This is a genomic window from Pseudomonas lutea, assembly GCF_000759445.1.
Classification (GTDB): domain Bacteria; phylum Pseudomonadota; class Gammaproteobacteria; order Pseudomonadales; family Pseudomonadaceae; genus Aquipseudomonas; species Aquipseudomonas lutea.
In genome coordinates, this window is sequence record NZ_JRMB01000002.1 from 1 (window position 1) to 24,125 (window position 24,125).

At 58.7% G+C, this 24,125-nt stretch carries 17 protein-coding genes, 2 tRNA genes and 2 rRNA genes; 16 read left to right on the forward strand and 5 right to left on the reverse strand.

Going from position 1 to position 24,125, the window contains the following annotated elements; all coding sequences use genetic code 11:
- The 4 genes from LT42_RS12175 to LT42_RS12190 form a co-directional block, all read right to left on the reverse strand.
- Nucleotides 1-767, reverse strand: a 23S ribosomal RNA gene (locus LT42_RS12175); the annotation flags it as partial.
- A gap of 232 nt (nucleotides 768-999) precedes the next feature.
- Nucleotides 1,000-1,075 (reverse strand) — tRNA-Ala (locus tag LT42_RS12180).
- Between the two features lie 103 nt (nucleotides 1,076-1,178).
- Nucleotides 1,179-1,254 (reverse strand) — tRNA-Ile (locus LT42_RS12185).
- A gap of 95 nt (nucleotides 1,255-1,349) precedes the next feature.
- A 16S ribosomal RNA gene (locus LT42_RS12190) occupies nucleotides 1,350-2,886 on the reverse strand.
- 798 nt (nucleotides 2,887-3,684) lie between these two features.
- Between LT42_RS12190 and LT42_RS12195 the strand changes: the two genes are divergently transcribed.
- The gene (locus LT42_RS12195) at nucleotides 3,685-3,975 is read left to right on the forward strand and encodes a hypothetical protein (RefSeq protein WP_037013370.1); all 291 of its coding nucleotides are present in this window, start codon (nucleotides 3,685-3,687) and stop codon (nucleotides 3,973-3,975) included.
- 47 nt (nucleotides 3,976-4,022) lie between these two features.
- Here LT42_RS12195 and LT42_RS12200 read toward each other — a convergent pair whose 3' ends face one another.
- Nucleotides 4,023-5,831, reverse strand: coding sequence for an aminopeptidase P family protein (locus LT42_RS12200; RefSeq protein WP_037013373.1), 1,809 nt, complete (start codon nucleotides 5,829-5,831; stop codon nucleotides 4,023-4,025).
- Between the two features lie 898 nt (nucleotides 5,832-6,729).
- Between LT42_RS12200 and LT42_RS12205 the strand changes: the two genes are divergently transcribed.
- The 15 genes from LT42_RS12205 (at nucleotide 6,730) to LT42_RS12275 (ending at nucleotide 24,071) form a co-directional block, all read left to right on the forward strand.
- On the forward strand, nucleotides 6,730-7,515 hold the full coding sequence (locus LT42_RS12205) for a hypothetical protein (RefSeq protein ID WP_276209532.1): 786 nt from the start codon (nucleotides 6,730-6,732) through the stop codon (nucleotides 7,513-7,515).
- A 101-nt stretch (nucleotides 7,516-7,616) separates the two neighbouring features.
- Entirely contained in the window at nucleotides 7,617-8,738 is a 1,122-nt protein-coding gene (locus LT42_RS12210) for a DegT/DnrJ/EryC1/StrS family aminotransferase (protein ID WP_037013377.1), read from the forward strand.
- Nucleotides 8,739-8,782: 44 nt separating this feature from the next.
- A complete protein-coding gene (locus tag LT42_RS12215; RefSeq protein ID WP_037013379.1) occupies nucleotides 8,783-10,297 on the forward strand; it encodes a lipopolysaccharide biosynthesis protein in 1,515 nt (504 codons plus the stop codon).
- Between the two features lie 17 nt (nucleotides 10,298-10,314).
- Nucleotides 10,315-11,244, forward strand: coding sequence for a glycosyltransferase family 2 protein (locus tag LT42_RS12220; RefSeq protein WP_037013382.1), 930 nt, complete (start codon nucleotides 10,315-10,317; stop codon nucleotides 11,242-11,244).
- On the forward strand, nucleotides 11,234-11,686 hold the full coding sequence (locus tag LT42_RS12225; RefSeq protein ID WP_037013385.1) for a low molecular weight protein-tyrosine-phosphatase: 453 nt from the start codon (nucleotides 11,234-11,236) through the stop codon (nucleotides 11,684-11,686). Before LT42_RS12220 ends, LT42_RS12225 begins: the two co-directional genes overlap by 11 nt.
- Nucleotides 11,687-13,903: a polysaccharide biosynthesis tyrosine autokinase gene (locus LT42_RS12230; protein ID WP_037013387.1), complete on the forward strand. Its 2,217-nt coding sequence runs from the start codon at nucleotides 11,687-11,689 to the stop codon at nucleotides 13,901-13,903.
- Between the two features lie 27 nt (nucleotides 13,904-13,930).
- The gene (locus LT42_RS12235; RefSeq protein WP_081955383.1) at nucleotides 13,931-14,731 is read left to right on the forward strand and encodes a WbqC family protein; all 801 of its coding nucleotides are present in this window, start codon (nucleotides 13,931-13,933) and stop codon (nucleotides 14,729-14,731) included.
- A gap of 5 nt (nucleotides 14,732-14,736) precedes the next feature.
- Entirely contained in the window at nucleotides 14,737-15,261 is a 525-nt protein-coding gene (gene rfaH / locus LT42_RS12240) for a transcription/translation regulatory transformer protein RfaH (protein WP_037013389.1), read from the forward strand.
- Nucleotides 15,262-15,376: 115 nt separating this feature from the next.
- Nucleotides 15,377-16,378 carry a glycosyltransferase gene (locus tag LT42_RS12245; RefSeq protein WP_037013391.1) on the forward strand — a complete coding sequence of 334 codons (1,002 nt, stop codon included), beginning with the start codon at nucleotides 15,377-15,379 and terminating at the stop codon, nucleotides 16,376-16,378.
- Nucleotides 16,375-17,628: a glycosyltransferase family 4 protein gene (locus tag LT42_RS12250; protein ID WP_037013392.1), complete on the forward strand. Its 1,254-nt coding sequence runs from the start codon at nucleotides 16,375-16,377 to the stop codon at nucleotides 17,626-17,628. The genes LT42_RS12245 and LT42_RS12250 overlap by 4 nt, the downstream gene beginning before the upstream one ends.
- A gap of 100 nt (nucleotides 17,629-17,728) precedes the next feature.
- A complete protein-coding gene (locus LT42_RS12255) occupies nucleotides 17,729-19,051 on the forward strand; it encodes a hypothetical protein (protein ID WP_052075266.1) in 1,323 nt (440 codons plus the stop codon).
- A 102-nt stretch (nucleotides 19,052-19,153) separates the two neighbouring features.
- Nucleotides 19,154-20,275 (forward strand): glycosyltransferase family 4 protein, encoded by a 1,122-nt coding sequence (locus LT42_RS12260; protein WP_037013393.1) that lies wholly within the window; start codon nucleotides 19,154-19,156, stop codon nucleotides 20,273-20,275.
- Between the two features lie 9 nt (nucleotides 20,276-20,284).
- Entirely contained in the window at nucleotides 20,285-21,325 is a 1,041-nt protein-coding gene (locus LT42_RS12265) for an acyltransferase family protein (protein WP_052075267.1), read from the forward strand.
- Between the two features lie 96 nt (nucleotides 21,326-21,421).
- Entirely contained in the window at nucleotides 21,422-22,645 is a 1,224-nt protein-coding gene (locus LT42_RS12270; RefSeq protein ID WP_037013395.1) for a glycosyltransferase family 4 protein, read from the forward strand.
- Nucleotides 22,646-22,658: 13 nt separating this feature from the next.
- Complete coding sequence (locus LT42_RS12275; RefSeq protein WP_037013398.1) at nucleotides 22,659-24,071, forward strand: undecaprenyl-phosphate glucose phosphotransferase; 1,413 nt, start codon at nucleotides 22,659-22,661, stop codon at nucleotides 24,069-24,071.
- The last annotated feature ends 54 nt before the right edge of the window (nucleotides 24,072-24,125 follow it).

A 24,125-nucleotide genomic window follows, 5' to 3' on the forward strand; every position in this document is an offset into this window, starting at 1 on the left:
ATCCACAGGTCATCCGCTAACTTTTCAACGGTAGTCGGTTCGGTCCTCCAGTCAGTGTTACCTAACCTTCAACCTGCCCATGGATAGATCGCCCGGGTTCGGGTCTATTCCCAGCGACTAGACGCCCTATTAAGACTCGCTTTCGCTACGCCTCCCCCTATTCGGTTAAGCTCGCCACTGAAAATAAGTCGCTGACCCATTATACAAAAGGTACGCAGTCACCCAAACAAAGTGGGCTCCCCCACTGCTTGTACGCATACGGTTTCAGGATCTATTTCACTCCGCTCTCCGCGGTTCTTTTCGCCTTTCCCTCACGGTACTGGTTCACTATCGGTCAGTCAGTAGTATTTAGCCTTGGAGGATGGTCCCCCCATGTTCAGACAAGGTTTCTCGTGCCCCGTCCTACTCGATTTCATTGACAAGAGATTTCGCGTACAGGGCTATCACCCACTATGGCCGCACTTTCCAGAGCGTTCCGCTAATCTCAAATCAACTTAAGGGCTGGTCCCGTTCGCTCGCCACTACTAAGGGAATCTCGGTTGATGTTCTTTTCCTCAGGGTACTTAGATGTTTCAGTTCCCCTGGTTCGCTCCATACACCTATGTATTCAGTGTAAGGTAACTGTCTTATGACAGCTGGGTTCCCCCATTCAGACATCTCCGGATCACAGTCTGTTTGCCGACTCCCCGAAGCTTTTCGCAGGCTACCACGTCTTTCATCGCCTCTGACTGCCAAGGCATCCACCGTATGCGCTTCTTCACTTGACCATATAACCCCAAGCAATCTGGTTATACTGTGAAGACGACATTCGCCGAAAGTTTGCATTTCACAAACTTTACCTTAGCCTGGACACGCACCAGTGAAAGAGGTGCCCAGTCTATATTTCAATCACATACCCAAATTTTTAAAGAACGATCTAATCAAAAGACTAGAAATCAACACTCATCATCCACTGGATGGAGCGCTCATTTCTAAGCTTTCAGCAGTCAGAAGCAGTTATGGTGGAGCCAAACGGGATCGAACCGTTGACCTCCTGCGTGCAAGGCAGGCGCTCTCCCAGCTGAGCTATGGCCCCATAACAAAATTGGTGGGTCTGGGCAGATTCGAACCGCAAAACCTGACCTCACCACTTTTTACCTTGGGGCGGGTGCGCTCTATCCAACAACTCACCAGTAAACTGGTGGGTCTGGCAGATTCGAACTGCCGACCTCACCCTTATCAGGGGTGCGCTCTAACCAACTGAGCTACAGACCCGAATCGGGTTTGCAAAGCAAAAAACTGCTTCTATCGTCTTCTTCAATGAATCAAGCAATTCGTGTGGGAACTTGCGAAGAAGCTGAGTCTTCGATTAAGGAGGTGATCCAGCCGCAGGTTCCCCTACGGCTACCTTGTTACGACTTCACCCCAGTCATGAATCACACCGTGGTAACCGTCCTCCCGAAGGTTAGACTAGCTACTTCTGGTGCAACCCACTCCCATGGTGTGACGGGCGGTGTGTACAAGGCCCGGGAACGTATTCACCGCGACATTCTGATTCGCGATTACTAGCGATTCCGACTTCACGCAGTCGAGTTGCAGACTGCGATCCGGACTACGATCGGTTTTCTGGGATTAGCTCCACCTCGCGGCTTGGCAACCCTCTGTACCGACCATTGTAGCACGTGTGTAGCCCAGGCCGTAAGGGCCATGATGACTTGACGTCATCCCCACCTTCCTCCGGTTTGTCACCGGCAGTCTCCTTAGAGTGCCCACCTTAACGTGCTGGTAACTAAGGACAAGGGTTGCGCTCGTTACGGGACTTAACCCAACATCTCACGACACGAGCTGACGACAGCCATGCAGCACCTGTCTCAATGTTCCCGAAGGCACCAATCCATCTCTGGAAAGTTCATTGGATGTCAAGGCCTGGTAAGGTTCTTCGCGTTGCTTCGAATTAAACCACATGCTCCACCGCTTGTGCGGGCCCCCGTCAATTCATTTGAGTTTTAACCTTGCGGCCGTACTCCCCAGGCGGTCAACTTAATGCGTTAGCTGCGCCACTAAAAGCTCAAGGCTTCCAACGGCTAGTTGACATCGTTTACGGCGTGGACTACCAGGGTATCTAATCCTGTTTGCTCCCCACGCTTTCGCACCTCAGTGTCAGTATGAGCCCAGGTGGTCGCCTTCGCCACTGGTGTTCCTTCCTATATCTACGCATTTCACCGCTACACAGGAAATTCCACCACCCTCTGCCCTACTCTAGCTTGCCAGTTTTGGATGCAGTTCCCAGGTTGAGCCCGGGGATTTCACATTCAACTTAACAAACCACCTACGCGCGCTTTACGCCCAGTAATTCCGATTAACGCTTGCACCCTCTGTATTACCGCGGCTGCTGGCACAGAGTTAGCCGGTGCTTATTCTGTCGGTAACGTCAAAACAGCGAAGTATTAATTAGCTGCCCTTCCTCCCAACTTAAAGTGCTTTACAATCCGAAGACCTTCTTCACACACGCGGCATGGCTGGATCAGGCTTTCGCCCATTGTCCAATATTCCCCACTGCTGCCTCCCGTAGGAGTCTGGACCGTGTCTCAGTTCCAGTGTGACTGATCATCCTCTCAGACCAGTTACGGATCGTCGCCTTGGTGAGCCATTACCTCACCAACTAGCTAATCCGACCTAGGCTCATCTGATAGCGCAAGGCCCGAAGGTCCCCTGCTTTCTCCCGTAGGACGTATGCGGTATTAGCGTCCCTTTCGAGACGTTGTCCCCCACTACCAGGCAGATTCCTAGGCATTACTCACCCGTCCGCCGCTGAATCAGGGAGCAAGCTCCCTTCATCCGCTCGACTTGCATGTGTTAGGCCTGCCGCCAGCGTTCAATCTGAGCCATGATCAAACTCTTCAGTTCAATACTGCAATTAGGTTTTGAGAAAACCTTATAAACTTGGCTCAGCAATCGTTGGTTAAACCATGATTTCTCGTGGAGTAACTTGCGATGCTGATAATCTTGCGACTTCAGTCTTACAGCACAAGCACCCACACGAATTGCTTGATTCAGTTGTTAAAGAGCGGGTGGTTAAGATCTTTCGTCTCAACCGAGGCGCGCATTCTACAGCGTCTCTTGTATCTGTCAAGCGATTATTTTAAGAAGTTTTCAAAGTTTCTTGATCAACTTCAACCACTTGCGCTTCGTTCGACTTGGCGTCTCACGTCAGCGGGAGGCGAATTCTACAGCGTTACAACCTGCTGTCAACTGCCTTTTTCATCGCTGTCGATTCAAGCATCTGAACCGAAGCATTCCTCGCTGCTTACTTCGCCCAACTCTTTGATTACCAAGGAGTTTTCCGTTTCGTCTGCGCCGGAAGTGGGGCGAATTATAGACAGATCCAGAGGGGCGTCAAGCACTTATTTCAAAGCGCCCCCAGAATACGCTCAATTGGCAGTTTTCCTGCTAACAGATCACGCTTATCGAGCTCTTATATAGCGGGGCATGCCCGAGGCGCGATTCCGATACACGTCTGGCCAGACTCAGCAGTGGAATCCTGGGCAGATACACGATGTCACTGGCATTTGTTCCACTATTGAGCGATGTTAAACCCATGCGCCTCACCATGGTGCTGCCGCACCGCACGGAAGAGCCCACCGGTTGCAGCCTGTAAATTCTGGATAGTCCTGACCGTATCCCACCGCTCAGGTAAGGAAATGAATGAAGTATTTTTTGATGGCACTGGCAGCATTGACTGTCGCTGGATGCGCAGCGACCTCCAAACCGGTCATGGGTAAACGCGGCATTCATATCAACTGCTCAGGGCTGTCGTCCTCATGGCAGCAGTGCTACGACATGGCGACGAACTCGTGCGTGTCGAAACAATACCGCGTGATTGCCAAATCCGGCGATGGCGCAGAGGACCCCGGTGAGTATCCTCTGGGCCTCAACCCCGCGGGGTACACCAGTCGCAGCATGATCATCATCTGCAAGAAGCCGGCTAACCCGTAACCGGCTTCTTCTATATGCAGCTCACCCCACCGGGCGTGTGTCGCAAATCAAACAGCGGCAGTGCTCCGGTTCAACCACTCCAGTGCGGTGCCTTCCACCAACGGGCTCAGTCGCTGCCTCACCTGTGCGTGGTACTGATTGAGCCAGTCCCGCTCCTCTGCGCTCAATGCGCTGATTTCGAGGCAGCGAGTGTCAATCGGGCAGAGCGTCAGCGTCTCGAATTTCAGGAACTCACCAAACTCGCTCTTGCCCGCTTCCTGGTTGATGACCAGATTCTCGATTCGCACTCCCCAACGCCCCGGACGATAAGTACCTGGCTCGATCGACGTGATCATTCCCGGTTGCATAGCGGTTTGCGGCGTGGCGGCTGCCTGATAGGCAATTACCTGCGGACCTTCATGCACGTTAAGGAAGTAGCCGACGCCGTGACCGGTGCCGTGACCATAGTTGACGCCTTCGGCCCAGATCGGCGCGCGGGCGATGGAGTCCAGCAGCGGCGACAGGATTCCACGCGGAAAGTGTGCCCGTGACAGTGCGATAACGCCTTTAAGGACCCGGGTACAGTCGGCTTTCTGCTCGGCAGAAGGTTTGCCGACCGGGACCATACGCGTGATGTCAGTGGTGCCGCCCAGATACTGGCCGCCCGAATCAATGAGCAGCAACCCATCGCCTTCTATCTGCGCGTGCTCTTCTTCTGTCGCGCGATAGTGAGGCATCGCTCCGTTGGCATTGAAGCCCGCGATGGTGGCGAAACTCTGGGAAACATAGCCCGGCCGCCGCGCCCGCGCCGCACTGAGCCGCTCATCAATAGTCAGCTCACTGACGGCTTCCTTGCCCAACGCGGTATCCAGCCAGGCGAAGAACTCGCACAACGCCGCGCCGTCTTGCTCCATGGCGTGGCGAATATGCTGCGTGTCAGCTGCGCTTTTCTGAGACTTGAACAGAGTGGTGGGATTCAAGCCTTCCACTAGCGTGACTTCGCTGTCGAGGTAGTCGAGCAATCCACAGGTCACCCGCGCAGGATCAACCAGCAAGCGTGCATCCTTCGGCACGTTGCGCAATGCCGTACCGATGCGCGTGTACTCATGCAGCGTGATGCCCTGCTGCTCCAGCAGACTGCGCAGCGACGCGTTGGTCTTCTGGGAAGCGACGAACAGGCTGACGCTGTCTGGTCCGATCAGCGCGAAGGATATGAACACCGGGTTGTAGGAGACGTCAGCGCCGCGCAGGTTAAACAGCCAGGCGATGTCGTCCAGCGTCGCCAGGAAATGCCAATTCGCGCCACGCTCGGCCATTGCGGCGCGAAGTCGCGCAATTTTCTCACCTCGCTTTTCGGTAGCGTGGGGCGCGGCGTGCTCATAGATGGCCTGAGTCGGTAACGCGGGTCGGTCGCTCCAGAGCTCGATCAATGGGTCGAGGTCCGTGCGCAGTCGCGCGCCTTTTTCGTACAGGTTGGCAGCCAGCGTACGCGACGAGGCCACGGCCAACACCGCGCCATCTACGGCGACGACGGTCTCTGGCCTGGCCTGCTCGGCCAGCCATTCAAGCGGCCCAGCCTGGCCGGGCTGCAGTTTGACCAGTTCGATACCGCTGCCGGCCAGCTCTTTGGCCGCCTGCTCCCAATACCGGCTGTCCGCCCACAGACCTGCGAAGTCCTGAGTGACGATGAGTGTGCCAACGGACCCATGGAAACCGGAGAGCCATTGCCGACCCTGCCAGTACCCCGGCAGGTATTCCGAAAGGTGAGGGTCCGCCGACGGCACCAGCCAGGCGTCGATTCCTTCACGGCTCATAAGGGCGCGAGCCTGCGCCAGTCGTTGCAATGCCTCTCCACCGGTTTTCGACTGCGTATTCATTGAATCTCCTGATGCCCAGAAATGTTTGCGTCGCACGCCTCTGATAATGGAGCAGCGCTCAAAGCGGAGCAACAGCGGCGCTGTAACCTGCGGTGCATGGGGCGCTGCACATTCAGACATCTCTGTGTTTCCTGCACTTCGTATAAGAACTTCAAACTCCTCCCCTTACCGATATATAAAACAGCTAATGTATTTAAATAGAACTGCAACACTTTGATCATCCGTATTAAAGCCAATGCCAATCTGTGGATTCATTTCACCGCGGCGGTGCATCCATGTTTCGGCGTTCAATAATCAAGCGCCATAAAAATGGAACGCCATGCCCACGCCCAAGTTCTGGCGGTGGAAAACTGTCTTTTAGGTTATCCAGAGGCACTTCAGGCGGCGTGGCGCACTGCGTCTAAAAAGCGACGCACGCTGCCGCACGCCAGTGATGGTTTATTGACTGCCAATTAAATCAATCACTTAGCATGTGAGGAGGCGCCGTTATCAAAAATTTAACAGAATGTTGGCGAAATAATTTGACAGAAAGTCCGCCGCCGTCGATATATATGCACGTCCAATGTTTTCCCGTTTTTGCAGTGCGGCCTCCGCGCCGTGCGTAGAGACCATTGCGACTGGAATACCCGGCAACTGCTCATGAAGTTAGCAATTCAAACGGTGTGAAATAAACGCCGGTGGGCAGTTTTTGGGCAAAAGAAAGCTTTGTTCGAATTACTGAATGTGCTCGGTGGGGCGGTAGCTTTGCCCAACGCTTTAGTCAGCCGGTGCTGAATCAAGCCACTGTTGAATGCACTCCCTATAAGTACAACGGCAGGATCTGCAGATTCGGGCGGTAGCGTGCCTGGAGCGCAATTTATTCTCTGCTCCGCTCTCCTCCCCACGAGGGTTTGTTGCGATGGCTTTATCTTTCGATATGGATGAGCAGTTGGTTCAACGACTGGCTGACGAAATCGATGCCAATGGCTTTGCAAAATTGCACGCCGCCGTGCCCACCACGGATTTGGAGCAGTTGCGGGCCTGGACTGACGATCAGGCACAAAAACACCAGGGCGAATATTTCGCCTACCACGGTGAAAGCGCACTGGCTGACAGCTTGCTGGCGAGCTACTGGTCTGACGCGCAATTCAAGGCGCTGCTGGGTGGCCTTTATCGACGCGCTGCGCGACACGACGCAGCAAGCGACCGCATCTTCCCGGTGCTGCGCTGCGTGCAAGGCAACCAGGGCAAGCGCGAGTCCAACAGCTTTCATTACGACGCCAGTCTGGTGACTGCGCTGATCCCGGTGTTCATCCCCAGTGAGGGTGAAGGACGCGGTGATCTCATGCTCTTCCCCAATATTCGACGCGTACGGTCATGGGTGTTGTTCAACGTGATCGAGAAAGCGTTGCTGCAGAACAAGATCACCCGGGGCTGGATCGTCAAAGGCATGCAGCGCAACTGGCTGAAGCCGTACGTCCTGAGGTTGGAGCCCGGCAGCGTTTATTTCTTTTGGGGCTATCGCAGCCTGCACGCCAATCAGGCGTGCCGGCCGGACGTGAAACGTGCCACAGCGCTCTTTCATTTCGGTGACCCGCATGCAGGCAGCCTGGCCACCCGGCTGATTCTGAAGATTAACCAGGGCCGCGCTCGCCGGATGAGCAGCAAGGCAGGCACCCAACCTCCTGCGTCGACCGCAGGATGATGTCTACCCACCCTGGCGTCAGCCGACCGGCACTAGACCGGCGCAGACACACCTCTGCCCTCACAGCCTTAGAAAGCTTCGCATCTGAAATGGAGAATTCGATGATCAACGTCACCAAGACTTACCTGGGCGATATCGACAAGTTCAAAGGCTACGTCGAGGGCATTTATGCGCGCGGCTGGCTGACCAACCACGGACCGCTGGTGTGCGAGCTTGAGCAACGCCTCAAGGATTACCTGGGCGTAAAACACGTCATTCTTACCAACAACGGTACCCTCGCCCTGCAAGTGGCCTATCGCGCTCTTGGACTAACGGGCAGCGCAGTCACTACACCGTTCACCTTCGTTGCTACCAGCAGCTCGCTGCAGTGGGAAGGCATCCGCCCGATCTTCGCCGACATCGATGCGCAGACCTGGAACATTTCACCTGATCACATTGAAAGCCGCATCGTGTCCGACACCACTGCCATCGTTGGCACCCATGTCTTTGGCAACCCGTGCGCCGTCGAACGGATCGAAGAGATCGCCCGCCGCCGCAACCTGAAAGTCGTGTACGACGGCGCCCATGCGTTTGCTGTCCGGCACGCCGGGCAGTCGGTTCTTAATTGGGGCGACATCAGCACCCTGAGTTTCCACGCCACCAAGCTGTTTCACACCATCGAGGGCGGCGCGATCATCACCAACGATGATGAAACAGCACGCCGGGTTCACCTGCTGTGCAACTTCGGTATTGCCGACGTGGACAAGATCGATGGCATCGGCATCAACGCCAAGCTCAACGAGTTCTCTGCGGCGATGGGCCTGTGCATTCTCGATGACATCGAGAACATCCTTCAGCAGCGCGCCGAGATCGCTGATCGGTACACCACGCGCCTGGGCGATTACGTCGACCTGCAGCGGCCGGAACACAACAGCCAGCTCAATAACAGCTACTACCCGATTGCCCTGAGCGACGAACAACAACTGCTGCGTCTGCGGTCTGCGCTGAACACCAACGGCATCAACCCGCGCCGCTATTTCTACCCGTCGCTGGACACCCTTGAGTATTTGCAGCCGCAAGCGGCGCAGACAGCGTCTCGCTCGTTGAGTGAGCGTGTGCTGTGCCTGCCGATCTACCCAGGCCTGCTGCGCGAGGATCAAGACCGCGTCATCAACACAGTGATCGCAGAAACCAGCGCTGCGCATTCGCCCTACCGCGTGCCGTCACTCGCGCAGGTCATGTAACGCCACCGCCCTACACCACCGTCATTCCGGCGAAAGGAAACTCGATGCAAACCAAGCGCTCAGTCATACGCAACACTGCGTTGAGCTATGCAGGCCAGGCCTACACGCTGCTCGTGGGCATCCTGATCATGCCGTTCTACCTCGGCCACATGGGCGCCGAGGCGTACGGCCTGATCGGGTTCTTCTCGGTGCTGCAGGCCTGGCTGCAGTTGCTCGATGCCGGACTGTCACCGAGTCTGGTCAGGGCTGTGGCGCATCGGCAAGGCAGCGACGTGCTGGACCGTTACACCGGCCGTTTGCTGCGTTCGTTCGAGATCATCTTTCTGCCGATGGCGGGCCTGTGCTGCGTCGCGATGTACGCCGGCAGCGAGTGGATCGCCGTGCATTGGCTCAACGCGCAGCAACTGTCGACGCAGACGCTGGTGCAGTGCATCGGGCTGATGGGCATCGTCATTGCCTTGCGGTTGTTTTCCACGCTGTACAAAAGCGGGATTCAAGGCTTGGAGCAACACGCATGGCTGAACATTGCCAATGTGATCATCGCTACGCTGCGTTACTTCGGCGGGCTGTTGCTGGTCAGCACGATCTCCAATGACCCGGTGCACTTTTTTGAATTTCAGGCGCTGGTGGGTTTGATCGAAGCACTGATCTTCGCTGCCCGTGCCTATCAGCAAATGCCGACGCCGTCGCCACTGACCGGCTTCGACTGGGATCTGGTCAAACCGATCATCCCGTTCGCCGCGAGCATGTCCGGCACTGCGGTGCTGTGGATCGTGCTGACCCAGATTGACAAGGTGCTGCTCTCCGAACTGCTGCCGCTTCATGAATACGGCTACTTCTCGCTGGTGGCGCTGATCACCACCGGGATCATGATGCTCTCCAACCCGCTGGCGCAGACGCTGCTGCCGCGCCTCACAGTGCTGATGGCAGAGGGTCGGCGCGATGACATGCACCAGCTGTATCTGGCAGCCAACCGGTTTGTTTGCACGTTCCTGTTTCCCCTCGCTGCACTGATCGCGCTGCACGCTGACGAGATGGTGTTCGCCTGGTCAGGCGACCAGCCCGCCGCCGAGTGGAGCCGGACAATCCTGCCGTGGTACTCGCTGGGCAGCGCCATCATGGCGGTCAGCGCGTTCCAGTTTTATCTGCAGTACGCCTATGGCCGCATGCACCTGCACGTCTGGTACAGCATTGTTTCGGCGCTGATCACGGTGCCGGTGATGTTTCTGGCCATTCGCGGGTACGGCGCATACGGCGCGGCGATCGCCTGGTTTGTCTTGCGCGTTGTGTCCTTCGCGGTCTGGCCGGTGATTGTGCACCAGCGCCTGGCGCCCGGCATTCACAGCCAATGGCTGCGCGACATCATCCGCATCAGCGTGATGACCGGCGTCGGCCTGGCGCTCAGCGAGCCTTTGCTGCGACTGATCGCCAATGGAAACCGCATCAGTATCTTCATCGGTCTGGCCGTCAGCGGCCTGATCACGCTGCTGGTTGTTGCGGCAAGCTACAAGCCGCTGGTGATGAAAATATCCGTTCTGCTCAGCAAACCCAGTGTTTAACTCGGAGTACCCAAGCCATGGATGCTAATAGCAACAAGACGAGCCCCTCGCCGTCCGCCGCGCCCTTGGTCAGCATCGTCTGCCCAGCCTTCAATCAGGAAGCCTACGTCGCGCAGACGCTGGAAGGCTTCCTGATGCAGCAAACCACATTCGCTTTCGAGATTCTGGTGAACGACGATGCCTCCACAGACGGCACCGCACGCATCATTGCCGATTACGTCAAGCGCTTCCCGACGCTGATCCGGCCCTTCTACAACGAGACCAACCAGTACTCGCAAAACAACCCGCCCGTGCCGCGCCTGTTCGGTGAAGCGCGCGGCCGGTACATCGCCTACTGCGAAGGTGACGATTACTGGACCGACCCGCGCAAGCTGCAGCTTCAGGTGGACTTTCTCGAGAGCCACCCTGATTACGTGTTGACCTACCACGATGCGATCCCTTTCGACATCAGTGGCCAATACCCCGTCCAGTTGCAGGGCAAGCTGCGCGGCGATGCCACAGCGCTTGAACTGCAAAAGGCGCGGCCTGTCTCGACGCTGACCACTGTGTTCCGCAACGTGTTCGATTCGTTGCCACCCGAGCTTCGCGCCGCACCGCTCAATGATCTGGTCTGGTGGTCGCTACTGGGGGCCTACGGCAAGGGCAAATTCATGGGCGAGGTCAAGCCGGCCATGTACCGACTGCACCCCGGCGGCGTGTTTTCCATGCGCTCCAACAAACGCAAGCTGCACATGGCACTGCAGACCTCCGGCGCGCTGGCCAATTACTACAACCGCCTGGGCAATCAGGAGCTGTATGAGCACTTCCTGATGGAGCTGGTCGAGTACTCGCTGTCCGCCATCACACCCAAACGCAAGATGCAGACGCTACTGGCGGTCGGGCAAAACTTCAGCACCAACATCAGCAAACGACTGATGACGAGCCTCAGCAAAGGCCATGTTCAATAACGTACTGGTGGTCTGCGTCGGCAATATCTGTCGCAGCCCCATGGCCGAAGCCATGTTCCGACACCGCGTGCAGAACGCACGCATACAGATCACGTCGGCCGGCACCCACGCCATGCTCAGTTCCACCACCGATCCGCTGGCCCAGGCCGTGCTGCAAGTCAACGCGGTCCCGGTTCACAAACATCGAAGCCGTCAGATCGATCGGCAGATGCTCCATGAAGCAGATCTGATTCTGGTCATGGAGCATCGTCAGACCCAGAGCGTCCTCAAGCTGGCCCCCGAGGTACGCGGCAAGACGTTTCTGATTGGCAAATGGCAACTAGAGCTGGAAATCGCCGACCCCTACCGGCGCCCGAAACTAGCCTTTGAACAGACCTACGAGCAGCTTTCGCGTTGTGTCGACGACTGGCTTCCTTATCTTCAGTCAGGAGATCCAAGATAAATGACCGCTATGAACCGTACATCTCTGGACGAGGTCCAGGACTCCCGGATCGATTTGGCGACTATCTTGCGCACACTTTTCGATCACAAAGGATTGATTGCGTCGATTGTTGGCATCTGCGTACTGATCGGCGTGACCTACGCCATTCTGGCCACGCCGATCTTCCAGGCCAACGCGATGATTCAGATCGAGCCGCGCAAAGTGGGCATCGAAGGCCGCACCGAGGTCAACAACAAGCCGTTGTCGGTCTCCCAGGCGACCACCGAGATCGAGCTGATCAAATCCCGCGCGGTGCTGGGCAAGGTGGTCGATGACCTCAAGCTCTACATCGTGCAAAAGCCCAAGTATGTACCGGGCCTGGGCAGCTACATGGCACGCCGTTTCAAGCCGGAGCGCGAAGGCGCACTGGCCGATCCGATGCTCGGTCTGAACAGCTTTGCGTGGGGCGGCGAGAAAATCGACGTGTTTCAGCTCGAAGTGCCGGACGCACTGCTGGGCGAGAAAATGACCCTGGTGGCAGGCAAGCCTGGCACCTTCACGCTTTATGACGAAGACCGCAACAAGCTGCTCAGCGGCCCGGTCGGTCAACCCGTCGAAGGCAGCGGCATAAAGCTTCAGGTGGCTGCACTCAACGCCCGTCCGGGCACCGAGTTCACCGTCGTGCGTCAGCGCACCCTGACTTCTGCGCTGGATTATCAGGACCGCCTGAAAATCCTGGAAGCGGGCAAGGACTCCGGGATCGTCTACTTGTCGATCCAGGACCCGGACCCGGTGCTGGCCAAACGTATCCTCAACGAAGTCAGCCGCTTGTATGTGCGTCAGAACGTTGAGCGCAGTTCAGCCGAAGCCGCGCAGCGTCTTGAGTTCCTGCGGTCGCAGTTGCCTGCCGTGCGCAAGCAGCTGGAACAGTCGGAAATGGCATTGAACAACTTCCAGATGGGCGCCAAGTCGGTTGACCTGAGCGTGGAGACCAAGTCGGTTCTGGATCAGGTGGTCAAGCTCGAAGGTACCCTCTCGGACCTGAAAATGAAGCGCGTCGACGTCGAGCGCCTCTATACACCGGAGCATCCGACATACCGCGCACTGATGACCCAGATCGGCCAGGTCGAGTCGCAGAAAGCCGCGCTGCTGAAGAAGATCGAAGCCCTGCCTGCCACGCAACAAGAGTTGCTGCGTCTGAACCGAGACATGCAAGTGACCTCGCAGACCTACACCCTGTTGCTGGACAAGAGTCAGGAGCAGGACATTCTTCGCGCAGGCAGCATTGGTAACGTTCGCATCATCGACAACGCCGACGTCAACGTCGAAGAGCCCGTCAAGCCGATGCGCAAAATCATCGTGCTGGTCGCCGCCCTCATTGGCCTGTTGCTGGCCGTTGCCACCGTGTTTGTGCGTCAGGCGTTTTACCGCGGCGTGGACAACCCGGAAGTCATCGAAAACCTCGGCATGCCGGTCTACGCCTCGCTGCCGTATTCGCGACTGCAAGAGCGCATGGAGAAAGCCGCGCAAGGCCGTTCGACCAGTAAAGAGCCGCGCCTGCTGAGCGTCAGCGCCCCAACGGAGCTGGCCATCGAAGCATTGCGCAGCCTGCGTACCAGCCTGCACTTCGCCATGCTTGAAGCGCGCAACAATGTGCTGATGATTTCCAGCCCGACGCCGGGTGTGGGCAAGTCATTCGTTTCCAGCAACCTGGCGGTCATCATCGCGCAGACAGGCAAACGCGTATTGCTGATCGACGCTGACATGCGCAAAGGCTACCTGCACAAGATGTTCAACCTGACGCCCAAGCACGGTTTGTCGGACACCCTGGCGGCGCGACTGGGCAGCAAGGAAGTCATCAACCATACCGAAGTGCGCGGCCTGGACTTCATCTCCTGCGGATATGCAGCACCCAACCCGTCCGAGCTGCTGATGCACGACAACTTCAACAAAATGATCAGCGACCTGTCGCCGCTCTACGACCTGGTGATCATCGACACCCCGCCGATCCTGGCGGTCACCGATGCCACGCTGGTCGGCCGCCAGTCCGGCACCTGCCTGCTGGTCACCCGGTTTGGCCTGAGCACCGCCAAGGAAATCGAAGCCTGCAAGCGGCGCCTGATGCACAACGGCATCCTGATCAAGGGCGCGATCTTCAACGGCGTGCTGCGCAAAGCCTCCACCGCCGACTACGACTGCGCTGCCTACGGTTACGACTACACCACGGTCCGCAAGTAAATCGACACCGAAGCCAAGGATATTCACATGGCCAGGACCATTGCAGTGATGCAGCCCTACCTGTTTCCCTATCTGGGATACTTTCAGCTCATTGCCGCCGCAGACGTTTTTGTCCTGGGAGACGATCTGCAATACGTGCGGTCCGGTTGGGTCAACCGCAACCGGATCCTGCACGACGATAATGCAAAACTGATCACGTTCCCGTTGAAGAAAGACCGCTTTCAGTTGCAGATCAATCAGCGCCAACTGTGCGACCACTTCAGCGATGAAGCGCAGCGGCTGATTGATCTGCTTGCCGAGAGCTATCGGGAGGCGCCGTACTTTGCGCAGGTCATGCCGCTGCTGGAACGCCTGATCCGGTTTCCGCAACAAAACATAGCGCTGTATGCCGAGCATGCCATTCGAGAAATGTGCGCTTATCTGCATATCGTGACGCCGATCCTGCGCAGTTCGGACCTGATTTTGGGCAGCGCTGCCGACAAGCAAGAGCGGATCATCCGCATTGCCCACACATTTGAGGCCACTGCGTTCATCACCCCGGAAGGCGGATCGGTGATCTACGACCGTGACCACTTTGCACGCAACGGTTTGCTGGTGCGGTTCTTCAGGATGCACCCGGTTGAATACCGGCAGTTCAGGCAGCCTTTCGTCGCCAATCTGTCGATCATCGATGTGCTGATGTTCAACTGCGTCGAGCAGGTCCAGCAAATGTTGACCGAGTACCGGCTGGACAAGAACCCGACCTGCCTCAGGTCTGGCATGATGCACGGGCTGGCGCAAAAGCCTGACGTCGTCCTGACCGGGTCTCACCGGATCGCAGTGGAGTGAAGTGTATGTCTGAAGTCATTAGCAGCTCCCGCGGCGCGGCACGCTGGTACCTCATCCAGACCAAACCGCGTCAGGAAGCGCGTGCGGCCGAACACCTGCAGCGTCAGCAGTTCGACTGCTACCGGCCGGTCAAGCACGGCGAGAAAAAACGCGGCTCCCGGGCCCCGGCTGAAGAAGAACTGTTTCCTGGTTACCTGTTCATCCACATGGATCAGGCCAGCGACAACTGGTATCCGATTCGCTCGACCCGAGGCGTGGCGCGCATTGTGACCTTCGGTGGCATGCCGGTTCCGGTCAAGGACGAGCTTATCGAGCAGATCCGCCAGCGTTTATTGGCGCCGCCTGCCAAGGTCAGCTTCAAGGAAGGCGACACCGTGCGGATCACCGCCGAGGGATTCAACGACGTTGAAGCGATCTTCCTGGCCTCCGACGGTGATGAGCGCGCGGTCATTCTGCTCAACCTGCTGCAACGCGAGCAAAAGGTCACCCTGCCGGTCAGCAGCCTGTCGCGGCCGCAAGTGCAGGCCTGATCTGATCCACACCAGCCCCTGAGTGGCTGGCTTCTGCAGTTTCTGATCTACACATTCCGATTTCTCCGGGGCTGATGTTTTCAGCCTCTTGACCCCCCTTTGCCCGGAACTCGCCATGACCCAGAAAACCACGCTGGTGACGCTCACCTATGGTGACCGTTTCAACTACCTGCACACGCTGGTCAGCCGCTCGCTGGAAAGCCCGCTGATTGATCGCGTCATCATCGTCAGCAATGCGTCCACCGCGCCGCTGGAAAACTTGCGCCGGGCCTGGCCGAACCAGGTCAGCGTGATCTACATGCACGAAAACACCGGCTCCGCGCGCGGCTACTCGGTGGGCATTCAGGCCGCGCTGGACGCAGGCGCCGAGCACATCTGGCTGATGGACGACGACAACGCGCCGACCATCAATGCCATTGCCACGCTGCATCAGGTGCTTGAAGAGCGCAAACGCATCGACGGCGAAGACAAGGCCGCCGTGCTGGGCTTTCGCCCTACTCACCAGGCGGACATCGCAGCCGGCGTGCCGAAGCGCTTCGCCATTCAGCGCCGTTCAAGCTTCTTCGGTTTCCACATCGCACAGTTGCCTTACAAAATCTGGCGCCGCCTGCCGTGGGGCGCACCGCAGAGCTCGCACACCAAACTGCCGCTGGTGCAACTGCCCTTCGCCACGTATGGCGGCCTGCTCGCCCATCGCAATCTATACCGCCGTATCGGTCTGCCACTGGATGCGTTGATGCTTTACGCGGACGACAGCGAATACACCTGGCGCATCACAGCCGGCGGGGGGCGGATCTTCCTGGTCCCCGATGCCCTGCTGGATGATCTGGAAAACTCCTGGAACATCAAGGCGCGCACCAACAACATTTATGAGAGCTTCCTGCTGGGTGGCTCGGACCTGCGCGCCTACTACGGCGCACGCAATCAAGCCTGGTTCGACAAAAACATCTGGGCCAATTCGTCGCTGCTGTACAGCCTCAACCGCTGGGTGTTTTTCCGCCTGCTGCGGCTGATCGCCAAGCGCCGCGGTGCCGAAGAGCGCCTCGGCCTGATCGAACAAGCCATCCGTGACGGTGAGTCCGGGGTGCTGGGCCTGAATCAGTCGTATCCACTATGAAAATACTGTTCATCAGCAGCTTGTATGCCCCTCACATCGGAGGTGGCGCGGAAATCATTCTTCAACGAACCGTCGAAGGCCTGCAGCAGCGCGGCTGCGAAGTCAGCGTGCTGGTGACCGGTCCCGATTCGGGGCTGAGCGTCGAAGCGGTGAATGGCGTGAAGGTGTATCGCGCCGGTCTGCGTAACTTCTACTGGCACTTCGGCGCTCAACGGCCCGGGCGGCTGGCGCGTCTGGGCTGGCATCTGCGCGACCGCTACAACGGCGCGATGCGCAGCTATGTAAGAAAGGTCATCGGCGACGAGCAGCCGCAACTGGTGGTCTGCCATAACCTCGCTGGCTGGTCGGTGTCAGTGTGGGACGAGATCACCGCTGCGGGGCTGCCTACCGTGCAGGTGCTGCATGACATGTACCTGATGTGCCCGAGCAGCAACATGTTCAAGCGCGGCCAGTGCTGCCAGCAGCAATGCGGCAGTTGCCAGACCTTCCGCAAGGGCCACGATGCACGGTCGGCGCAAGTGACGGCGGTGGTCGGGGTCAGCCGGTTCATTCTCGAGAAGCTCCAGCAGCGCGGTTATTTCAGCGCCGCGAGCCCTTACGTGGTGCACAACGCCAGCCCGTTCACACCGCCGGTCAGCGCGCCGCATCAGCGCAGGCAAGCGGACCTGACCACGAAGAAGGCGCCGCTGCGTTTCGGTTACATGGGGACGCTGTCGCATCAGAAAGGCCTGACATGGCTGATCGAGCAGTTTCAGCGACTGCCATTCGATGCCACGTTGCAGATCGCCGGGCGCGGCCAGAACGACGACGAAGCGGCTTTCAAGGCGCTGGCCACGTCGCCGAACATCAGTTTTGTCGGCTATCAGAAGCCTGAAGAGTTCTACCGCCAGATCGACGTCGCCGTGGTGCCGTCACTGTGGAACGAACCCTTCGGTATGGTCGCCGTTGAAGCCTGTGCGCACTCGGTGCCGGTGATCGCCAGCCGCATGGGCGGTTTGCCGGAAATCATTCAGGACCCGCTCAACGGTTTGTTGTGCGATCCGCAAGACCCCGACTCACTGGGCGAGGCGATGCTGCGCTTGCACCAGAACCCGGAATTGCTGGCCCGCCTGAGCAGTCAGGCGCGCGTCAGCGTGGCGTCGTTGATGAACCTGGAGTTGATGCTCGACAGTTACGAAAGCATTTTTGCCCAAACGCTGCTGGACGACGCTGCCCAGCGCCACCGGCAAGCCCTGCCCCACCCTGTTTGACCACGCCGGCATGCCCTCAAGAGATGCCGACTTTGCCGCCGACGGCCCGCGACCCACCTGAGCAAGCGCTCCGGACCGTGCCTCTTCATTGAGACAATCCATGCCCATCCCTTACCTGACCAGGTTACGACGCCCCGCGGCGATCCTGTTACTGGGCGTGTTGATCAGTTGCACTGCGCAGGCTGACGAGGCGTTCATCATTGGCGTCGACACGCATTTGATGAACAAAACCACCTCCTCGGCCAAGGCGTTGCAGTTGCTGGAAGCCGCCGGTGTCGACTCGGTGCGTGACGATGCGTATTGGTCCAGCGCCGAGCCCCGACGAGGGGCGATGAAGATCGAACCGGCGTGGCAGTCATATCTGGGCAAGGCGCAGGAACATCGCTTGCGACCCCTGTTGGTTCTCGGCTACGGCAACCCTTTTTACGAGAACTACGCCAAGCCGCGAAAGCCGGCAGTGCGCGACGCCTACGGCAACTACGCCAGCTTCGTCACGCGCCAGCTCACCGACAGCGTGGACTTCTACGAAATCTGGAACGAGTGGGACAAGGAAAACCCGGTCGACGCCGGTTTTGCCAGGGACTACGGCCTGCTCATCGAGCAAACGGCCCGACGCATCCGCGCCAACCAGCGACCGATGGTGATTCTGGCGGGCGCAGTGACCAGTCAGGGCATGGACCTGGGGTTTGCAGATCGCCTGGTGGAATCGGGCGTGCTCAACCACGTCGACGGGCTGTCGCTTCATCCTTATGTGCATTGCCGCTCGGATGAGCGCAACACCCCGGAAAACTGGATTGCCTGGCTGCGCCGGATCAGCGAGGACCTCAAGGAAAAGAACCGCAACAAAGGACTGGTGCCGCTGTACCTCACCGAAATGGGCTGGCCCAGCAATGACGGGCGCTGCGGTGGCGATGAAAAGACTCAGGCAGCGTTTCTTGCGCGCAGCTTCTTTCTCGCTCAGACGATGCCCAACATCAAGGGCATGTGGTGGAACGGGCTGCTCAACGACGGCCCCGATGGCAGCGACCCGGAGCAGAATTTCGGCCTGCTCAACCAGGACCTGAGCGTCAAGCAGGCGTACCTGACGCTGAAGGCCATCAGCCCGACGCTGCATCAATACCGCTACGACGCCGAAAAAAGTCGCGAACAGGATTCGCAGTACCTGCTGCGTTTCGCCAAGGGTTCGGAGCAGATCATGGTGGCCTGGACAGCCGGGCTGCCGCGCTCGATCAAGGTGGACGCCAGCAGCGTGCTGCGCGGCAACGTGCAATACCTCGACACCCGCTACCCGCAAAGCGGTCTGGTCGACAGCGGCATCCCGTGGAACTGCAACGAAGGGCGGTGCTCGGCCCAGGTGCCGATCGATGACTTCCCCAAAATAATAAGCCTGGGCACACGCCCGGCACTGTTTGCCATGCCCTGAATTCTGGCTTTTATCAACGGCCCGCATCGAGAGCGCCCCTTCATTCAGGGCGCTGAGGGCCGCTGCGCACGACCCCATTATTTCTTCTACAGGTCGACCACAATGATTGTGATCAATGCACGTTTTCTGACACAGGAATTGCGTGGCGTTCAGCGCTTCGCCGAACAGATATGCCTGGCCCTCAAGCAGCTGCGCAACGACGTCGTCTTCGTCGCCCCCCACGGCATTCAGATGCACGAGAGCGCCAAAGCCCTCGACGTGCAATGCATCGGTCGTCACAGCGGCCATTTGTGGGAGCAAGTGGATCTGCCGCTGTACCTGCGCCGCCAGGGCAACCCGCTGCTGGTTTCGCTGTGCAGCACCGCACCGCTGCTCTATTCAAATCAGATCGCCACGCACCACGACGTCAACTATGTGCGGCACCCGGAAAGCTACACCCGCGCGTTTCGCCTGCTCTACCGGACCATGACGCCGATCATGCTGGCGCGGATCAAATCGCTGTTGACCGTCAGCGCCTTCTCCAAGGGTGAGATTGCTCAGGTTTACAAGTACCCCGAGAAGAAGATCTTCGTGGTGCCCAACGCGGTCAGCGGGGACTTTCACCCCGGTTCGCAAGAGACCAACAAACAGGATTATCTGCTGGCGGTGTCGTCGCCCAGCGCACACAAGAATTTCAGCCGGATGATCGAAGCGTTCCTGATGCTGCGCGGCCACGAGGATTTGCAACTGCGCATCGTCGGCGGCGCGTCCGGGGTCTTCAATGACGACAACCTGCAACGCCTGGCCAGCCGCGACTCGCGCATCCAGTTCCTGGGTCGGTTAAGCGACAGCGAGTTGATCGCCCAATACCAGAACGCGACCGCTTTCGTGTTTCCGTCCTTGTATGAGGGCTTCGGCATCCCGCCCCTGGAAGCGCAGGCGTGTGGTTGCCCGGTCCTCGCTGCAAACGCGGCGTCGATTCCAGAAGTGCTGCAAGCCAGCGCGCTGTATTTCGACCCGCTGGACGTCAGCCACATGTCCGCGGCGATGGAACGCATTCTCACGGACATCCCGCTGCGCCAGTCGCTGCGGCGGCGCGGCTTGATCAACGTGGCTCGGTTCTCCTGGGAAGAATCAGCGCGACAGGTTTCCCAACGCATCGACGCGCTGCTCAGTCCGGTCAGAGACCGACGCAGCAACCAGAGCAGCGATGCCCTGGGTCGTGAATCGTCCAGCAAGCTCTGAGGCGCCGCCATGAAACGCCTTGCCTATCTCGACGCATTGCGCGGCATCGCCGCCTTGATGGTGGTGTTCACCCATTTGTACGCACCGGTCATCGGTCACGTCTGGGTCTTCGACTATCTCATTGACCCTGGCAAATTAGGGGTGCTGTGGTTTTTCATGATCAGCGGCGTAGTGATTCCCTACAGCCTCAAGCCGGTACCCGACGGGGCCCGGCGTTTTCTGATCTCACGCTTCATGCGTTTGTACCCGGCCTACTGGCTGTCATTGGTGCTGTTTGTGCTGATGCTGCAACTGACCGGTGCTGCGCTGCCGTCCTGGCCGCAGATTGTCGCCAACCTGACGATGGTGCAGGCGGCACTGGGCTTTGATGATGTCGTCGGCCTGTACTGGACGCTGTTCATCGAACTGGTGTTCTACGGTCTGTGCCTGGCGCTGTTCATCGCCGGCAAGCTTTATGACCTGGCGTTTCGGGCGCGTTGCTCGCTGGCGTTTTTGCTCGCGGCCCTGGCCATGAGCGCTGCCCGCGCGCTGACCGAACACAAGCTGCCCGTGGCGCTGCCTCTGGCGTTATCGCTGATGTTCTTCGGTTCCGTGTGGCGCCAGTGGTTGCTGGCCGAACACAGCGCGGCCCTGACGCGAAATCTGAAAATGCTGTTCGTGGCGTTTGCCGTGCTGCTGCCGCCAACGCTGATCATGGCCTACAGCAAAGACATGGGCACCGGCGAAACCTGGGGCCGTTACTGCTTCACCTACGCGGTGGCGATCGTCAGCTTTGTGCTGTTGACCCGCAGTGTTCGTCTGGACCATCCGGCACTCGTCTGGCTGGGCGCAGTGAGTTACTCGCTGTACCTGCTGCACCCGTCGATGGGCCTGCTCAGCGAATTCCTGCTGCGCGGCACTGATGCGTCGGGCTTGCTGGTGGCGCTGGTCGCCACTGTCCTGACCCTGGCCGCGGCCCATCTGTGCTTTCGCTACATCGAACACCCGTTCATTCAGCTCGGGAAACGCCTTAATAACCGCAAAACCGGACCGCAGCCCGTCAGCGTCTGATTTTGCGCCTGCTCACATGGAAAGGCTGTCGGACTGCCCTCGCGAGCTTCGCTCGACGTGCCGGGCCTCCTTCAGCCGTTAATGCAGAGAACTCCTATGAAAATTGCAATCGTCCACGATTGGCTGGTCACGTACGCCGGTGCCGAAAGGGTTTTGGCATCGCTGATTAAAATCTGGCCCGAGGCGGATCTGTTTTCCGTCATCGACTTCCTCAGTGACCAGGATCGCGCGCAACTGGGCGGCAAGGTGGCCAAAACCACCTTCATCCAGCGCCTGCCCAAGGCCAAGACCAAATACCAGCGTTACCTGCCGCTGATGCCGATGGCCATCGAACAACTGGATCTGTCCGGTTACGACCTGATCATCAGCAGCAGCCATGCGGTGGCCAAAGGCGTCCTGTGCGGACCGGACCAGGTGCATGTCAGCTACGTGCATTCGCCGATCCGTTACGCCTGGGACCTGCAACACCAGTACCTCAAAGAAGCGAACCTGAGCACCGGCCTGAAGGGCAAAGTGGCGCGGATGATCCTGCATTACATGCGTATGTGGGATCAGCGCACCGCCGCCGGCGTCGACGACTTCATCGCCAACTCGCACTTCATCGGTGCGCGCATCACCAAGGCCTACCGTCGCGAGTCCACGGTGATCTACCCGCCGGTCGACACCCGCGGTTTCGCGCTGCAGGAGCACAAGCAGGACTACTACTTCACCGCATCGCGCATGGTTCCGTACAAGCGCATGCCGATGATCATCGAGGCCTTCGCGGCGATGCCGGGCAAGCGCCTGGTGGTGGTCGGTGACGGACCGGAGATGGAAAAGGCCAAGGCCGCTGCCGCTCACGCACCCAACGTCACGTTGCTGGGCTATCAGCCGTTCGCCGTGCTGCAGGAACACATGAGCAACGCCAAGGCGTTCGTCTTCGCGGCCGAAGAAGATTTCGGCATCAGCCCGGTGGAGGCGCAGGCCTGTGGCACACCGGTCATCGCTTTTGCCAAAGGCGGTGTGCTGGAAACGGTTTGCGGACTGGATCACCCGCAGCCGACCGGGGTGTTTTACCCGGAGCAAAGCGTCGCCTCATTGATGGCGGCCATCGAGACATTCGAGATCAACGGCTCGCGCATCACCGCCCAAGCGTGTCGGGCCAATGCCGAGCGCTTCAGTGAAGCGCGTTTCGAAGTGGAAATGCGTCAGTTCGTCGAAGCCCGTCTGAGCGCCGCCCGTCAAGGACGCCTGCCAGCACATTTCCGGACGGTGCAGATGGCCCCAACCCTGGTCAGCAATGACCTTTCCGCCCGCGTTGTTCCGATCAAATCCGTCTGAGCGAGCCCAGTCTATGCGCACTCCTTTAAGGGGCATCCTGCATGCCCATCAATCGTCGCTGTCCGTCGCCCATCGGTTGCTTGATCTGGCGGTGATCGCGGTCGGCGGTTACGGCGTCAACGTGCTGACCGGCACGCCGATGAGCAGCGAAGCGTGGATGCAGATCCTGCTGGCTGCGGTGGCCTTTCACTGGCTGGCCGAGTATCACCAGCTGTACGGCTCGTGGCGCGGCGAACGCATCCTGCGTGAACTGATCAAGGTCGCCAATTACTGGGGCCTGGCCTTTGTCCTGCTGCTGTTTGTGGATTACCTGCTGTTGCAGCCCGACGATATTGCAGACAACAGCCAGATGGCCTGGTTTGGCGCGGTGCTGGTCGCGCTATGTGGTTATCGGCTGGCGATTCGCAGCGTGCTGCACACCCTGCGCGCCCAGGGTTTCAATACCCGTCGGGTGGCCATCGTCGGCACTGGCCATTGTGGCGAGCGGCTGGCCATGTCGATCGAACGCGCACCCTGGATGGGCCTGAACCTGCTGGGCTTTTATGACGAAGCGCCGCAACAGATCGACCTGGCGCGCATCGGCCGACGCATTCCGGTGCTGGGCGATCTGGATCAACTGATCCAGGACGCACGCGACGGCAAGATCGACAAGGTTTACATCACCCTGGAACTGGGCGCACAAGAACGTCTGCAGGCATTGATCAAAGGCCTGAGCGACACCACCGCGTCGGTCTACGTGATCCCGGACGTGTTCATGTTTGAACTGCTGCACGCCCGTAGCGAAAGCATCAACGGGCTGCCCAGCATCAGTATTTTCGACTCGCCCATGGACGGCGCGTGGAGCGTGGTCAAGCGTCTGGAAGACATCGTGTTGTCGAGCATCATCCTGAGCATGATCGCCCTGCCCCTGATGCTGATTGCCCTGGCGATCAAATTCACCTCGCCGGGCCCGGTGCTGTTCCGTCAACGCCGCTACGGTCTGGACGGCCGGCCGATCATGGTCTGGAAATTCCGCAGCATGAGCGTGCAGGAAAACGGCGCGGTGGTGACGCAGGCCACGCGCAACGACAGCCGCATCACGCCGCTGGGGGCGTTTCTGCGACGCACTTCGCTCGACGAGCTGCCGCAGTTCTTCAACGTACTTCGCGGTGAAATGTCGATCGTCGGCCCGCGTCCGCACGCCGTCGCGCACAACGAGCAGTACCGCAAGCAAGTGTCGGGCTACATGCTGCGCCACAAGGTCAAGCCGGGCATCACCGGCTGGGCCCAGATCAACGGCTGGCGCGGTGAAACCGACACGCTGGACAAGATGCAGAAACGCGTTGAATTCGACCTGCAGTACATCGAGCACTGGTCGGTCTGGCTGGACATGAAAATCATCCTGCTGACGCTCTTCAAAGGCTTCGTCAACAAGAACGCCTTCTAAAAGAAATATCTGCCGATAACAACAAATATGGCCAAGGGCTAGTAAGCTCGCAGG